Raw genomic sequence first — 16,136 nt, 5'->3', positions numbered from 1 at the left:
TGACCAACGTTTGCAGAGTGGTCCTCGGCATGCTAGCTTGACCAACGTTTGCAGGCCCGATGCCGGGTCAGGAAAGGCGAAGAAGCTTTTGACCACTCAGGTGATTCCCGAGCTCTCCGGTGCGGTCGACGCCCCGTGGGACTCCGTCGTCGCGCTCCGGGCCGGGGGAGTCTCCCTCGTCCTCGGCCTCCCCGACGATGCTCTTCCCTTCGTCATCCACTGGGGCGCGGATCCAGGCGAGTGGGATGCCGAGGGCCTCCGCGAGCTCGCCGCCCACGCCCTGCCGCCGCTGGCGACGAACGGCGTCGACTCCAGCGTCATCGCCTCGGTCCTTCCCGAGAACTCCCGCGGATGGACCGGAACGACAGGTCTGGCCGGGCACCGGTCGGGACGGGCCTGGTCGACGCGATTCGTCCCGGTCTCCGTCGAGGTCACCGGGCAGGACGGGCAGGGCGGATCCGTCGAGGTCCGCGCGGTCGATGTCGACGCCGACCTCACCCTCGACCTGTCGATCGTCCTCCTCCCGAGTGGGCTCGCCCGCCTGTCCGCGGGGCTCACGAACATCGGTGATAGCACCTACACGCTCGATGGACTGCAGCTGGCTCTGCCGGTGCCGACGCGGGCGGATGTCCTCTTCGACCTGGCCGGGCGATGGGGAAAGGAGAAAGTCCCCCAGTGGCGGGAGTTCACGGTCGGCACCCACCTGCGCGAAGGGCGTCACGGGCGCACCGGGGCGGATGCGGCGACGGTCCTGACCGCGGGAACGACCGATCTCGACTTCGGCCAGGGGGAGGCCTGGGGCCTGCACGTCGCTTTCAGCGGCAACCACCGCACCCTCGCGGAACGGGCATTCTCCGGTGAACGCCTCCTGCTCGGTGGAGAGCTTCTCCTCCCCGGCGAGATCCAGCTCGGATCGGGAGACACCTACACCACGCCCGACGTCTTCGCTGCGTACGGTGCCGGTCTGGACGACGTGGCCGCCCGTTTCCACACGTACCTCCGCGCCCGACACAGCCACCCCCGCACCGTCCGCCCGGTCGTGATGAACGTCTGGGAGGCGGTGTACTTCGACCACGACCTGACCCGGCTCCTCGAACTCGCGGATGCCGCGCAGCGCGTGGGCGTCGAGAGGTTCGTTCTGGATGACGGGTGGTTCGGCTCCCGCCGCGACGACACGTCGGGGCTGGGGGACTGGGTCATCGCGGAGGACGTCTGGGGAGGGGGGAGATTCCGTGCCCTCGTCGACGGAGTCAAGCAGCGCGGGATGCAGTTCGGCCTGTGGTTCGAGCCCGAGATGGTGAACATCGAGTCAGCGCTCGCGGCATCGCATCCCGAATGGCTGCTGCAGGTGCCCGGTCGCCTGCCGATCGAGTTCCGCCACCAGCAGGTGCTCGACCTGTCGCACCCGGGTGCGTTCGCGCACGTCGAGCGGCAGATCATCTCCCTCGTGCGGGAGTACGGCATCGACTACATCAAGTGGGACCACAACCGGGACCTGATGGATGCCGGTTCCACGCGCACCGGCCGAGCGGGCGTGCACGAGCAGACTCTCGCGACCTACCGACTCCTGGACGCGATCCGCGCGGCCTGTCCCGGGCTGGAGATCGAATCGTGCTCCTCGGGCGGCGCGCGCGTGGACCTGGAGATCCTGAACCACACCGACCGCGTGTGGGCCTCCGACTGCATCGACGCGCGTGAGCGCCAGCAGATCCAGCGCTGGACGGCCCAGCTTCTGCCTCCTGAGCTCGTGGGAAGCCACGTCGGCGCAGAACGCGCGCACACCACCCGGCGGCAGTTCGACCTGGACTTCCGGGCGTCCACCGCGCTGTTCGGACACTTCGGCATCGAATGGGACCTGACCGCCGCCTCCCCCGAGGACCTCGCCCGCCTCGGGGAGTGGGTCGACTACTACAAAGCCGTGCGGTCGCTGATCCACACCGGTACGGTCGTCCGACGCACGCTGGAGAGCGGCGACCTGTGGCTGCACGGCAGCGTCAGCCCGGATCGGAGACGAGGCCTATACGCCCTGACCCTCCGCGAACGGCACGTGACGTGGCCGGCCGGCCGCGTGCGGCTGCCCGGTCTGGCCCCTCTCGTGCAGTACCGGGTCACGGTCGCCGGCCCCAGTGCCGACGCCCCCTACGACCCCCGAATCCATCCCTCGTGGTACCGCACCGGCATCGTCCTCACGGGGTCCGCCCTCGGCGAGGTGGGAGTGCACATTCCCGCCCTCGACCCCGACACCACCGTTCTCCTCGACGTGGAGGCCCTCGCGTGAACACCCGCACCAGCACGCTCGACACCCGGGCGATCGTCGCTCCCCGCACCGCACGCCGCAGGCGAGGGGACGCCAAGATCGCTCTGTTCTTCATCGCGCCCGCGGCGCTCGGCTTCGTCGCGTTCTACTTGGTCCCCTCCCTGCGCGGGATCTGGTTCAGCTTCACCGACCAGAACCTCATCGGGGCGGGGAAGTTCATCGGCCTCGACAACTACACGCGGATGTTCGGCGATCCGCTGTTCTGGAACGCGCTGTGGGTGACGCTCGAGTACGTCGTCATCAACATCGGAGTGCAGACCGTTCTCGCCGTCGGGATCGCGGTGCTCATGCACCGTCTCACCCGGTCCGCGGTGATCCGCGGCATCATCCTGTTGCCGTATCTCGTCGCCAACGTCGTCGTCGCGCTCGTGTGGTTCTGGATGATGGACTACTCGACCGGCATCATCAACGTCTTCCTCGACTTCGTCGGGGGCGACCGGATGGCGTTCTTCGGCAACGAGAACCTCGCCATCCCCACGATCGCCCTCATCAACGTGTGGCGGTACGTCGGCTACACCGCGCTCCTGGTCTTCGCCGGGCTTCAGACCATTCCCACGCAGCTGTACGAGGCGGCCGCGTTGGACGGAGCGTCCGAGGTGCGCATGTTCCGCTCGATCACCCTGCCGCTCCTGCGCCCCGTGCTCGCACTGGTCCTCGTCATCACGGTCGTGGGGTCGTTCCAGATCTTCGACACCGTGGCGGTGACGACGGAGGGGGGACCCATCAACTCCACCCGGGTCATCTACTACTACATCTATCAACAGGCCTTCGAGCGGTTCGACCTCGGCTACGCCTCCGCGATGTCGGTCTTCCTCTTGGTCGTGCTCGCTGTCGTCGCGTACTTCCAGTTGAAGATCATGCGCTCCAACTCGTCCGACCTGGCCTAGGAGATCCCGATGACCGCTACCGTCACTCCGCCTCAGACCCGTCCGGCGGCACCCTCGTCGCCCCGGCGCGAGGATCACACCCCCGCTCGTCGCGCCCGCCGCGTCAACATCGGTCGAATCGTGGCGTGGGCGGCGCTGATCGTGCTGCTCTTCGTCACGCTCTTCCCGTTCTATTGGATGCTGCGCACCGCTCTGTCGACCAACACCGCCCTGTACACGAACGCGGGAAGCCTGCTGCCGGTGGAGTTCAGCTGGGGAGGTTTCGCCCGCGTGCTCGGGCTGTCGTCACCGGAGCAGGCTGCGGCCGAGGGCGGGACGACGGGCTCGATCAACTTCTGGCTGTACTTGCGTAACACCGTCATCGTCGCCACCGTTATCACCGTCGGCCAGGTGCTGTTCTCCTCGATGGCGGCCTACGCCTTCGCCCGACTGCACTGGCGGGGACGCGACGCCGTGTTCTTCCTCTTCCTGACGGCCCTGATGATCCCGCCGATCTTCGTGCAGCTGCCGAACTTCATCCTCATCCGCGACCTCGGCCTGCTGAACACCCTGGCCGGCATCATCCTGCCGTTCTTCTTCATGACGCCGTTCGCCATCTTCTTCATGCGGCAGTTCTTCCTCGGCATTAGCCGCGAGGTCGAGGAGTCGGCCAAGATCGACGGAGCCGGCCACCTGCGCATCTTCTTCCGCATCGTGCTGCCGATGTCGTCGACGCCGGTGTTCACGCTCGCGCTGCTGACGTACATCACCGCGTGGGGCGAGTACTTCTGGCCCCTTCTCGTCGGCCGCGCCGACGACTCCCGGGTGCTCACCGTCGCCCTCGGCATCTTCCGGTCGCAGACCCCGCAGACCGGACCCGACTGGGCGGGGCTGATGGCGGGAACCCTCATCGCCGCGCTCCCGATCTTCATCCTGTTCATCCTTTTCGGCCGGAAGCTCGTCGACAACCTCGGCTACTCCGGCATCAAGTAGTCCCCCCGCCCCGAACTCCCGCCCGGTGGGCCCGAACCCCCGGGCGGGAACCGCAACGCACCTCCCATCACGAAAGGCATTCCCATGCGCACCACCTCACGCGCGCGCCGCACCGTCGCGGTCGCCGCCCTCGCCGCAGCGGTTCCCGTCATCCTCGCGGGCTGCTCGTCCGCGGGCAGCAGCGACGGTTCGAGCGGTCAGTCGATCACGTATTGGCTCTGGGACAGCAACCAGCAGCCGGCCTACCAGCAGTGCGCCGACGACTTCCAGAAGTCCTCGGGCATCACGGTGAAGATCGAGCAGTACGGTTGGGCCGACTACTGGCAGGGCCTCACCACCGGCTTCGCCTCCGGCACCGCCCCGGATGTCTTCGCCGACCACCTCTCCTACTACCCGGAGTTCGTCTCGCAGGGGCAGCTTCTCGACATCTCCGAGCGCGTGAAGAAGGACGGCATCGACCTCGGCATCTACCAGGATGGCCTCGCCGACCTGTGGACCACGCAGGAGGGCGGGCGCTATGGCCTGCCGAAGGACTTCGACACGGTCGCCACGTTCTACAACGAGAAGATGGTGGCCGACGCCGGATACACGGCCGACCAGCTCGCCGACCTCGCGTGGAACACCAAGGACGGCGGGTCCTTCGAGAAGCTCGTCGCCCACCTCACGGTCGACCAGAACGGCGTCCGCGGTGACGAGGCCGGCTTCGACAAGACGAAGGTCGCGGTCTACGGCCTCGCGCTCAGCGGCAACGGGCTGAACGCCAGCGGACAGCAGACGTGGTCGCCCTACGCGCTCAGCAACGATTGGTACTACGGCGACAAGACGCCGTGGACCAGCTCGTGGAACTTCGGTGACAAGGCCTTCTCCGACACGCTCTCCTGGTACAAGGGCCTGATCGACAAGGGCTACATGCCCAGCGTCGACATCGCGCTGTCGGAGCAGGACCCGCTGAACGGGTACCTCGCCGGCCGCTACGCCCTCGTCACCGACGGCAGCTGGATGAACGGTTCCTACCTCGGCCAGAGCGGGGTCCCCACCAAGGTCGCGCCCACCCCGGTCGGCCCGAGCGGGAAGCGCGCGAGCCTGTTCAACGGTCTCTCGGACGGTATCTGGTCCGGCAGCAAGAACCAGGATGCCGCGTGGGAGTGGGTCAAGTACCTCGGCTCCGCCGCGTGCCAGGACGTCATCGGTAAGGCCGCCGTCGTCTTCCCCGCCGTCAAGACCTCGACCGAGAAGGCCGAAGCCGCCTTCGCCGCCAAGGGCTGGGACGTCACCGGGTTCACCGAGCAGGTGACCGACGGAACGACCAAGCTCCTCCCGATCGCCGACCACTGGTCGGACGTCAACGACACCATGAAGGCCGCGATCGAGTCGTATCTCAAGGGTGCCTCCGATGCGAGCGCACTGAAGTCCGCCAACGATCAGGTCAACGCCCTGTTCAAGTAACACTCCCCGGGGCGCCCCGCACTCGGCATCGGCGGGGCGCCTCGGAACCCGGGTCTCCCGCGCCCTCTCTCACCCCCTCACGTACGAAGGAGTACTCGTGACCAGTTCCCCCTCTCGCTCGCGCGTCGCACGCGCGACGGCATGCACCGCGTTGTCCGCGGTGCTGTTGTCCGGCATCGGTCTCGGCGTCGCCGCGCCCGCCGAAGCCGCGACCGTCGACGTCATCGGCGTCGACTTCAGCAAGACCGACGGAGCCGTCCAGGGCGGCGCCTCCGGCATGCTCTACGGTCTGTCCGACGACGGCGTCCCCACCGATGCCATCATCGCCGGTGCCCACCCCACCAACCTGACGCAGAAGGCCCCCCACGGTGCTCAGCACCCGAACGGCGACCCTCTCGAGGTCGAAGGAGCGTTCTTCGAGAACGGGGGGAAGTACATCATGACGAACATCCAGGATTACTACCCCGACTGGGCGTACAACGGCGGCAGGCGTCCCTCGGACTTCTCGACCTACCTCGACATCGTCCGCAAGGTCGTCACGAGCGTCGTCAACGAGTCGGAGCACCCCGAGAAGTACGTCTTCACCCCCTTCAACGAGCCCGACGGCGGCAACTGGTACGCCGACTGGGGCGCGATGAAGGACACCTATCTCCAAGACTGGAAGGCCGTCTACCAGACGATCAAGGAGGTCTACCCGCAGGCGAAGATCGCCGGCAACGGCGACACGCACTGGCAGGCGACCCGCACGCGTGACTTCCTCACCTACGCGCAAGCGAACAACGTCCTGCCGGACATGTTCACCTGGCACGAGCTGGGACGCGGGAGCCTGCAGGACTTCCGCCAGCACTTGGCGGAGTACCGCGGCATCGAGAGCGACCTCGGTATGACAGCCCTCCCCATCAACATCACCGAGTACGCCATGCGGCGCGACATGTCGGTTCCGGGCAACCTCGTCCAGTGGCTGGCGATGTTCGAGGACGAGAAGGTCGACGCCCAGACCGCGTACTGGACCTACGCGGGCAACCTCAACGACAACATGGCGAAGAACAACAGCGCCAACGGTGCATGGTGGCTGCTGAAGTGGTACGGCGACCTCAGCGGACAGACGGTCGCCGTCACGCCGCCGTCGCTGAACGCTCCGGACACCCTGCAGGGTATCGGCGCGGTCGACACCGCGAAGAAGCAGGCCACGGTGCTCTTCGGCGGGACGAACAACACCACGCGCCTGGACCTGTCCGGGCTCGACCCCGCTGTCTTCGGCAACACCGTCGACATCCAGATCCGCGAGGCGGAGTGGTCCGGGCAGGAGGGCGAGGCGCAGGCCCCGCCGGTGGTGGTCGCCCAGCGCGTCGCGGTCGGCGGCACGATCCAGGTCGAGGTCCCCAGTAGCAATCGTCTGGATGCCTACCAGGCCGTCATCACACCGGCGCTTCCCACCGCCCCGGTCGTCGACTCGACGTGGTCCACCACCGTCGAGGCCGAGAACACCACGTTGCGCGACGTGACGGCCTACAACCAGGACCCGGCCTCGGACTGGACCTTCTCGGCATCCGGCGGTCGTGACGTCGGGTCGACCAACAAGGTGACCTCGTCGCTGACATGGACCGTCGACGTCCCCACGACCGGCACCTACCGCTTCGGCGCGATCGCCGGCGTGAACGGAACCGAGATCGGCCCGGGAAAGCAGGCGCTGTTCGTGGACGGTCAGAACGCGGCCACGATCGAGTACGAGGCGGGCTTCGGCTGGACGTACCGCGGTCGCGGGGAGACCACCGTCTCGCTCACGCAGGGCCGGCACGAGCTGTCCGTGCGCATGAGCGCGGACGGGTCGACGCTTCTTCCGGGATCGGACATCTCGCTCGACCGGTTCGACCTCACCCGCATCGACGGCCCGGAGACGACCACATACCCGGCGGTGCTCTCGCGCACCACGGGGACCCTCGACTACGCGAAGGGAGCCGTGAGTCTGTCGGGTGACAACACGGCGACGTTCTTCCCCTCCGCACGCGAGACCGGGTATTACGACGTGGCGATCCGGTACTCCACCACCGGTGCCTCAGGCCTCGGCGTCACACTGAACACGCGCAGCATTAGCGGGCTGGGGGCGGACAAGGCCGGCACGTGGACCTCGACGGCCCGCGTGCACCTCGCCGAGGGCATCTCGGATCTGCGCATCAGTTCCGCGCAGGGGGCGGCCGTGCAGTCGGTCACCGTCACGCGAGCCACGGACGGCGACGCCGCCACGGTACGCGTCGAGGGCGAGGACAGCGCGAAGATCGCGCTGCACGGTACCGCCCGCCTGGAGACACCGGGCCAGCCCACCAATGTCTCGGGTCAGCAGCTCGGGTGGCTCGGCGGCGGCGCGGACAACTACGCGACTCTCAGCCGTCCCGACGGCCTCGGAGCCGGTGCGTACGACCTGACGGTGCGCTACTCCAACGCCGACAAGAACACGGGCCACGCCTACAACACGGACGTCATCACCCGGTTCCTGGACGTGACGGAAGACGGGGGAGCCACGACGCGCGGCGCGTTCCGCAACAACTACACCTGGAAGGGGTTCTGGACCCACACCGTCCCGCTGGATCTGACGACGGCGAACGGATCGCTCCGTCTGGGCAACAGCACGGGGAACGCGCCGAACATCGATTGGCTCGAGATGTCGCCGTTGGTCTCGAAGACGACCAACACGGCTGACGTGGTCCTCACGGCCGACGCCGCGGCATCCACTCGAAAGGTCGCCGGCAAGGTCTACCTCACGGTGGCCGTGACCAACACGTCGTCCGTCGCCGAGGACGTGCTGATCGAGACGAACTACGGGAAGAAGACCTTCTCGGCCGTGCAACCCGGCAAGAAGGTCAGCGTCTCGTTCAACACCACCAAGTCCTCGATCCCCGCGGGGAAGGCGACGATCACGCTGAGCGGCACCGTCAACGGCACCGCCGCGACGCAACAGATCACCGCTTCCTACAACGCTCAGAAATGACATCTCGGCGGGGGCGGGCGACCGCCCCCGCCGACCCCACCCGAAGGGACAATCCATGCGAACCCACCTTGCGCTGGGTGCGGCCGCGCTGACGGCGGCGTTGCTCGTCAGCGGCGGATCGGCCGTCGCCGCCGCCGCGCAACCCGGCTCGGACACCGACATCGGTGTCGACGTCGACATCACCCCACTCACTCCCCCGGGAGCGCTCGCCATGACGGTCGCGTCCGGTCGGACGACGCTGACCGAGAACGGTTCGACGGCCGCGGTGCGGCAGTTCACCGGATCGCTTCCGCAAGTCACCGTCACCGACACCCGTACCGCCGATCAGCTCGCCTCCGGTGGCGCGTGGTACGTCCTCGGCAGTTCGAGCGCCTTCACCGCGGAGGGCGGTGCCACGATCGGCGCCGACCACATCGGATGGAGCCCGCGGCTCGTCTCGGGCGACGACTCCTCGGTGTCGGTCGGCGGAGACGTCGGCACCTCGCTGGATCCGAACACCGGCACCGATGCCGCGACGAACCGGGGGCTGGTCGACAAAGAACTACTCGCCCTCGGCGACCCGCAGTCCGTCCCCGACGGAGGACTGAGTTCGACGGCGACGGCGGACCTCACACTGAAAGTGGAGCCCACGGTGAAGGCGGGCAGCTACTCCGCCGTCATCACCCTGTCTCTCTTCGAATGATCGACCGGTGCGGCGTGCGCGATTCCCGGCTCGCGCGCCGCACCCGGAGGGGCCCCATGCCGGTATGCGTGGAGGCTCATGGTGAGGAAACGTAGCGAAGCGCCTCACGCGCGCGATAGGGGAGCGTCTCAGCGGATGGTCGCCCGTGCGTCCTTCGTCAGCAGGTAGAGGGTTTGGCTCTGGCCGGGGAACCGGGTGAAGCCGAATTTCTCGTAGAACGGAACGACCTCCTCATTCAGAGCGTGGACCAGGATCGCGCGGATGCCGATGGTCTCGGCAGCATCGAGTGCTCGGAGCGTCGCGTGCTGCAGGAGAGAGAACCCGAGCCCCATGCCGTGGAAATCTCGGTGGACGGCGAGCCGACCGAGGAGCACCACAGGGATGATCGAGGGCATCTTGTCGGTCAACATCGGCGGGCCGTCGCCGCGTTCCAGCGAGCTCGACGACAAGCAGTAATAGCCCGCTACGCGGTGCTCGTCGCGAGTGACGGAAATACTGGTGCGGGATGCGCCCGCCTTTTCGTTGCTGCGCGCACGTCCTCGGAGCCAGCTGTCGAGCGACTCCTCCCCTGAGTGGAACTCGGACAGCTTGTCTCCCGCGGCGATGGGTCGTGGGGTCAGGAACTCAGTCACCGTCGGTGAAAACCGATGTGCGCGTCAGAAGGTCACGGAGCTCGTCGAGGGAGCGTGCAGGGCGATCCATCGCCGACTGGAAGGCATCGAAGGCGTGCGCATCGACTCGGAGTCGGCGATCCTGCTGGATGACTTCCTCTGCGCGTGCGGCGAGGGTGGCGGCGGAGAAGTCGGTGATGGTGCGACCCGAGATCGCTGCGGCGGCTTCGATGGCATCCTTCTGGGCGGCTGTCACGCGGAGTTCGATTCGGGCGTCCTTCAGGGGTCTGTTCACTCCTCGATTGTACGGCAGATACCCGTACATGTGCGAGTGTCGGTCTCGAATTGCCCTTTCTTCGTCTTTGCGCGCATTGCGAGGGGCGTCACACGCGCGACAGCCGCACCGCCACGAACGGCCGCCCCGGCAGCGTCACCCGGGCTGAACCGGAATGGATGCCGTCGACCCGGTCGACCGTCATGTTCCACGTGTCGATGACGTCGATGGTCCAGTCGCCCTCGCCGAGCACGACGTTGCGGAAGCGCGGACGGTTGAAGCCGAAGTACGCCACCCGGACCGTGCCGTCGGCGGACTGGGCCCACGGCACGTCCCAATCGGAGGCGGCGGGGTCGAGCACACCGCCGGGCACCTCGGCGAGTACTCGATCGAGGAAGCCGATGCGGGCGGGCGAGGAGCCGTGGAGCACGCCGCCCTTCGCCCACCAGAGGACTTCACCGTCGGAGCCGGCGGCATCCGGGACCTGCACCTCGCCCACCGGGGCCGGGAGGTAGGTCTCGCCGTGGCCGACGTAGCCGCCGCGGACGGCGCCCTCCCAGAAGCGGCGTGTCATCTCCTCGCCGGTGATGTTGCCCCACCCCTGGTCGATGTCGCCCTCGTACGCGCATTCGTCGATCACGACGGGCTTGCCCCAGCGTTCGCGCCACTCGTCGGTGTTCTCGGCGGTGCGGTACACGTCGACGCGCTGGATGCTGACGTGCGTGATCCACGGGCGCGAGTAGTCGTAGAAGGGGCGGCAGTTGTGGATGGAGTTCAGGTGGTCGGCGTGGTCCTCCTCGCCGACGATCGCGGCGAGGCGTTCCCAGTCGTCCTCGTCCTTCGCCCAGACGAGGTCGTACTCGTTCGCCATCGACCACCACACGTTCGAGAACGCGGCGAGGCGGCGCACGACGTAGCGCACGTACCGGTCGTCAACGGCGGGCCCGAGGTCGGCGAACCCCCAGCGGTCGTAGGCGTGGAAGAGGATGAGGTCGGCCTCGATGCCGCGCTCCCCGAGCTGCGCGATGCGCTTCTCGAGGCGGCGGAAGTGCGCGGGGTCGAAACGCTCGAGGTCGAAGCCCTCGGCGAGGGAGCCGGGGAAGACGAAGTCGCCGGGCTCGTTGGCGTTGAAGAGGTACGACTTCGGAAACAGGCACATGCGGATCTTCCGGAACGGCCCGTCGGTGAGCGTCTCGAGCGTCTGCTCCTGCAGGGCGTCTGGCTGGTGGGTCCACGCGTAGGCGGTGGTGCCGAGCGGGCGGTGGTGCGTGCCGTCGGCGTGGACGAAGTGGAAGCCGTCGACGCGGACAGGGCCGTGTGCCCCGTCCCTCGCCGCGCCCACCTGCGCCTCGCCGTGCAGGCCATCGAGCGAGCGCGCGGTGGCGGTGGTCGAGAACGACCAGCGCCCCTCCCGGTCGGCGAGCACGCGCACGACCCACTCGCCGTCGCCGTCGTAGAAACCGCCGACGCGCACGGTCGAGCCGTCGGGGCGCGTGAAAGCGGCGTGCAGGTCCACGTCGACGAACGGGTTGCCGTGCGCAGGGCCGTCGATGCGCACCTCGAGCACTCCCCACCGGCTCGCCGCGGCGACCGGGCGGACGACGGCCGAGGCGCGCTCGACGTCGTCGCTCTCGTACGCGGGGTTCGGCGCGATCGCGGGGGCGTAGGCCGGACGCTCGGCCGCTTCGCCGATCTCCGCGAGCTCGGTCCACAGTTGTGCGCGCGCCTCAGGCGACTCGAGCGAGGGCACGAGCGCGATGAGCGACCCGAGTCGTCCGCCGCGGAACTGCGCCGCCATCGGCGACGCCGCGAAGCCCGGCATGAGGCGCTCGAGCACCGCCCGGGCGCCGGGGTGGTCGAGGGCTTCGCCGAAGGTGGAGCGGCGGTCGAACATGGGGTCTCCTCGGGGCTCAGGGGTGTCACGGCCGGTCGCGGGTGCGGGGCCTCGCGGGCGGGGACGGGGTGGATGCCGTGCGTCAGGCGGTGGCGTCGCGCACGGCGCAGTCGACCCGCTCGAGCACGTCCGGCGGGGTGAACATGAGAGCGGATGCCAGCGGCCGGCCGGCCCCCCACACGGTGCCGGAGCGCACACCCTCGACCCGCTCGGGAGCCGTCTCTTCGAGGGCGCCGATCAGCGCGTCATACGCGCGCGGGTCATCGATGACGTCGGCGAGCATCGCGTCCAGGCCCGGCAGCGGCGGACGCGGGGGAGCGGCCGGAAGCGTGACGCGCCACTCGTGCGTGCCCGAGCCGACCTCGGAGGGGGCTTCGGCGCCGTCGGGGAGGCTTCCCGGGAGGGCGACCTCGGCTGTGGTGTTCGGCGGCACGATCGCGCGCACCCGTACGATCCCGGTGCCCGGCTCCCGCTCCCACGACACCTCCGCCGGGCCGTAGGCGGTGAGGTGCCGTGCCGAGGCGTGGTCGAGCGCCGTGAGCGGTCGCGGAGCGATCCGCAGGCGTCGGTAGCCGGGGGCGGCGGGCGCGAGCCCCGCGACGGTGCGGTGCAGCCAGTCCGCCACCGCGCCGAGGGCGTAGTGGTTGAACGACGTCATCTCGCCGGGGTTCACCGATCCGTCCGGCAGCAGGCTGTCCCACCGCTCCCACACCGTCGTCGCCCCTTGCGTCACCGGGTACAGCCACGAGGGGCACTGCGTCTGCAGCAGAAGGCGCTCGGCCGCGTCGTGGTGGCCGCCGTCGCTGAGGGCGTCGGCGATGATCGGCGTGCCGACGAAGCCGGTCGAGATGCGGTAGCCGCTCTCGCGGACGAGCGCGGCCAGCCGGTCGGCGAGGGCCGCGCGCGTCGGGGCGTCCTGCACGAGGTCGAACGCGAGCGCGAGGGCGTACGCGGTGGGGGCGTCGCTCATCATGCGGCCGGCGGGAGTGACGTACTCGGCGACGAATGCGGCACGGCTGCGCTCGGCGAGATCGGCGTACGCCACGGCGTCGCTCTCATACCCGAGCAGCGTCGCGGCCTCGGCGACCTGGCGCAGCGACCGGGCGAAGTACGCCGTCGCGACGATGTCGCCGTCGACCTTCGCCTTGCCGGGCTGGTCGGGAGGCGCGCTCGGGTCGAGCCAGTCGCCGAGCTGCATCCGCCCGGCCCACAGGCCCGAGTCCCCGGCATCCGCCCGCACCGCGTCGACCCACGCGCGCATGCTCGGGTACTGCGCGGCGAGCACGGCGCGGTCGCCGAAACGCTCGTGCAGAACGGTCGGGGTGACCGCCGCCGCATCTCCCCACGCCGCGACGGGACCGCCGCCCGCGAAAGAGGGGAGGGCGGCCGGGATCACCAGCGGAACGACGCCGCCGGCGCGCTCCTGCTCGAGAGCGAGATCGCGCAGCCACGAGGTGAGGAACCCGTCGCAGTCGTAGAGGAACGACGCGGTGGGCGCGAACACCTGCAGGTCGCCGGTCCAGCCCAGGCGCTCGTCGCGCTGCGGGCAGTCGGTGGGAAGGGCGAGGAAGTTGCCGCGCATTCCCCACACGACGTTCTCGTGAAGCCGGTTCACGAGCGCGTGCGACGAGGCGAACCAGCCCGTGCGCTCCATGTCGCTGTGCAGCACGACGGCCTCGACCTGCGCGTCGGTCACCGCGATCCCCGTCACCTGGGCATAACGGAAGCCGTAGAACGAGAAGCGGCTCTCGAGAACGTCGTCGCCCCCGGACAGGACGAAGGATGCCTCGGCCTTGGCGTTGCGCAAGGGGCGGAGCGCGAGTTCGCCCTCGTCGAGCACCTCGGCGTGGCGGATCGTGACGGTGGTGCCGGCCTCGCCGCGCACGCGGAGGCGGAGACGACCGACGAGGTTCTGCCCGAAGTCGAGCACCTCCCCGCCGGAGGGCGTCGCGATGCGTGCGACGACCGGCAGGCTCTCGTGGCGGCGGACCGGCTCGGCGATGCGCGCCTCGGGGACGAGGACGTTCTCGTATCCCGGGCGCGCGACGACACCCACCCGCGCGGGCGCCCAGCGTCGGTCATCGCCGGAGGCCGCGGCATCCGGGGTCGACCAAGGGTCGCGGCGGCGGAGGTCCTGATGCTCGCCGGCGTAGATGCCGCTCGTGACGACCTCGGCGTCGCCGGTCGCGGTCCAGGCGGCGCCGGTCGGCGCGACCGTCTCGACCGTGCCGTCGGCGAAGGTGACGCGCAGCTGGGCGAGGAAGGCGGGCTGATCGCCGTAGACGCGGTCGGCGAAGGCGAAGAAGCCGTAGCGCTCGGTGTACCAGGCGCCCGCGAGGGTCGCGCCCACGACGTTGTCGCCCTCGACGAGCAGGTCGGTGACGTCGACGCTCTCGTGCACGAGACGGTCGCGCGTGGCGCTCCAGCCGGGGGCGAGCACGTCGTCGGAGACGGCGCGGCCGTTGATCTCGGGCTCGGCACTGCCGAGAGCGGTCCACAGCAGGAGGGCACGGCGGACGGGTCGATCGAGGCGGAAGCGCGTGCGCACGAGTGCGGGCTGGGCCTCGCGCTCGGCGTTCGCGAGGCCGATCGGCTCGGCGACCCATTCACCGGGGGCGAGGAACCCGGCCTCGACGACGAGGGGAGCGCTCCACGCGCTGACGGCTCCGTCGACGCCGGTCACCCGCACCCGCACCTCGCGGCGCTCGCCGGGCGCGAGCGGGGGGAACGGCCACGCGACGAGAGCGGATTCCGCCCCCTCGAGAGTGACGGTGATGACCCCGTCGGTGGCTTCGGCGGCGGACTGGCGCCACGACGGGGTCGACGTCTCGACGCGCCAGGTGAGGCGCGGCGTGGGCGTCGCGACGAACGGCGAGTCGGTGCGCAGCTCGGCTTTCACCGCGGCGACACTGGTGTCGGTGGTCATGCGTCGTCTCCCTCGGCGACCCAGGCGGTCGCATCGATCATGCCCTCTCGGGCGTACACGCCGATCACGCGTCCGGTGAACGATTCGGTCACCTCGGACGACAGGAAGCGCCCGTCGACCTCGGCGAGCGGGATGCACTCTCCCGCGACGGTGGCGGCGAGGTGCAGCGCGTGGATCGCGGGCGCGAAGCTCACCGCCGAGCTCGCGGGCGCGCAGTCGATGTGCAGCGTGAGAGTCGTCGCGGTCAGCGGAGTGCGCCACTCCTGCACGAGATCGCCCACGACGGCCCGCGCGACGATTTCACCCGCTCCCGCCTCGACCTCGACGTGGAAGCGCTCGTCGTAGCGCACGGCGAGGCCGCCGATCCCGCCGGACACATCGAGCGTGACCGACGTGCGCTGGCCGAGGTGCACCTGACGTCGGCCGACGAAGACCGGACGGGGATCGCCGAGCGTCGAGCCGTCGGCATCCAGGCGCATCCATCCCGGCCGCGCGCGGAGGTCGGCGTGGTCGGTGGGCAGCGAGCGGACCGAGATCCACTCTCCGTCGAGCCCCGCCTCGGGCGAGAACCCGACCTCGACACGCGTGCCGGGGCGGGGGTTCAGGGGAACGGGCTCGATCGTGGGCCAGCCGTCGGGCTGCCAGTCGACGCGCGTGACGAACGTCTCGCGCCCGAGCGCCGAGAAGGCGCGGGTCATCCCGCGCGGGCGGACGCCCAGCAGCACGCACACCCACTCGCCCTCGGGGCCGATGACGAGATCGCCGTGGCCGGTGTTCTGCACGGGTCGGGTCGTCGATCGCGCGGAGACGAGAGGGTTGCCCGGGGCCGCCTCGAAGGGGCCCTCGGGAGCGTCGGCGCGCGCGAGGGAGACGCCGTGACCGCGCTCGGTGCCGCCCTCGGCGATGAGCAGATACCAGCGCCCGTCGATCTCGTAGAGGTGCGGGGCCTCGGGGAACATCCCGCCCACCCCCGACCACAGCGACCGCGGCTCCTCGAGCGCGCGGTGCGTTCCGAGGTCGACGCGGGCCTGCTGGATGCCGGTGTGCGTGCCCGCGTCCGGACCGCCGAGGATCAGCCCCGAGTAGGTGAGGTAGGCCGTGCCCGCGGCATCCCACGCGATGTCGGGGTCGATGCCGTCGA

11 protein-coding genes are annotated in these 16,136 nt (G+C 69.5%); 6 read left to right on the top strand and 5 right to left on the bottom strand.

Annotated elements, in window-relative coordinates; genetic code table 11:
• The first annotated feature begins 88 nt into the window (after positions 1–88).
• The 6 genes from NS220_RS03160 (at position 89) to NS220_RS03135 (ending at position 9,290) form a co-directional block, all read left to right on the top strand.
• Entirely contained in the window at positions 89–2,278 is a 2,190-nt protein-coding gene (locus NS220_RS03160) for an alpha-galactosidase (protein ID WP_081322956.1), read from the top strand.
• Complete coding sequence (locus tag NS220_RS03155) at positions 2,275–3,204, top strand: carbohydrate ABC transporter permease (protein WP_440589454.1); 930 nt, start codon at positions 2,275–2,277, stop codon at positions 3,202–3,204. Before NS220_RS03160 ends, NS220_RS03155 begins: the two co-directional genes overlap by 4 nt.
• A gap of 9 nt (positions 3,205–3,213) precedes the next feature.
• Entirely contained in the window at positions 3,214–4,176 is a 963-nt protein-coding gene (locus tag NS220_RS03150; protein WP_193755259.1) for a carbohydrate ABC transporter permease, read from the top strand.
• Between the two features lie 84 nt (positions 4,177–4,260).
• A complete protein-coding gene (locus NS220_RS03145) occupies positions 4,261–5,622 on the top strand; it encodes an ABC transporter substrate-binding protein (RefSeq protein ID WP_058622652.1) in 1,362 nt (453 codons plus the stop codon).
• A gap of 97 nt (positions 5,623–5,719) precedes the next feature.
• Complete coding sequence (locus NS220_RS03140) at positions 5,720–8,608, top strand: hypothetical protein (protein ID WP_058622651.1); 2,889 nt, start codon at positions 5,720–5,722, stop codon at positions 8,606–8,608.
• Between the two features lie 55 nt (positions 8,609–8,663).
• Positions 8,664–9,290: a hypothetical protein gene (locus NS220_RS03135; RefSeq protein ID WP_058622650.1), complete on the top strand. Its 627-nt coding sequence runs from the start codon at positions 8,664–8,666 to the stop codon at positions 9,288–9,290.
• 128 nt (positions 9,291–9,418) lie between these two features.
• Here NS220_RS03135 and NS220_RS03130 read toward each other — a convergent pair whose 3' ends face one another.
• The 5 genes from NS220_RS03130 to NS220_RS03110 form a co-directional block, all read right to left on the bottom strand.
• Positions 9,419–9,922 (bottom strand): GNAT family N-acetyltransferase, encoded by a 504-nt coding sequence (locus NS220_RS03130; RefSeq protein WP_058622649.1) that lies wholly within the window; start codon positions 9,920–9,922, stop codon positions 9,419–9,421.
• A complete protein-coding gene (locus NS220_RS03125; RefSeq protein WP_242864514.1) occupies positions 9,915–10,196 on the bottom strand; it encodes a type II toxin-antitoxin system TacA family antitoxin in 282 nt (93 codons plus the stop codon). The genes NS220_RS03130 and NS220_RS03125 overlap by 8 nt, the downstream gene beginning before the upstream one ends.
• 88 nt (positions 10,197–10,284) lie before the next feature.
• On the bottom strand, positions 10,285–12,069 hold the full coding sequence (locus NS220_RS03120) for a DUF5605 domain-containing protein (protein ID WP_058622647.1): 1,785 nt from the start codon (positions 12,067–12,069) through the stop codon (positions 10,285–10,287).
• An 82-nt stretch (positions 12,070–12,151) separates the two neighbouring features.
• Entirely contained in the window at positions 12,152–14,995 is a 2,844-nt protein-coding gene (locus NS220_RS03115) for an alpha-L-rhamnosidase (protein ID WP_058622646.1), read from the bottom strand.
• Positions 14,992–16,136 (bottom strand): family 43 glycosylhydrolase (locus tag NS220_RS03110; RefSeq protein ID WP_058622645.1); only part of this gene is annotated, 1,145 nt, incomplete at its 5' end. The genes NS220_RS03110 and NS220_RS03115, both read right to left, overlap by 4 nt.

Source organism: Microbacterium testaceum (assembly GCF_001476655.1).
Taxonomy (GTDB): Bacteria; Actinomycetota; Actinomycetes; order Actinomycetales; family Microbacteriaceae; genus Microbacterium; species Microbacterium testaceum_C.
The sequence above is the reverse complement of the archived record's forward strand: the minus strand, read 5'-3'. Positions and strand labels throughout refer to the sequence as shown.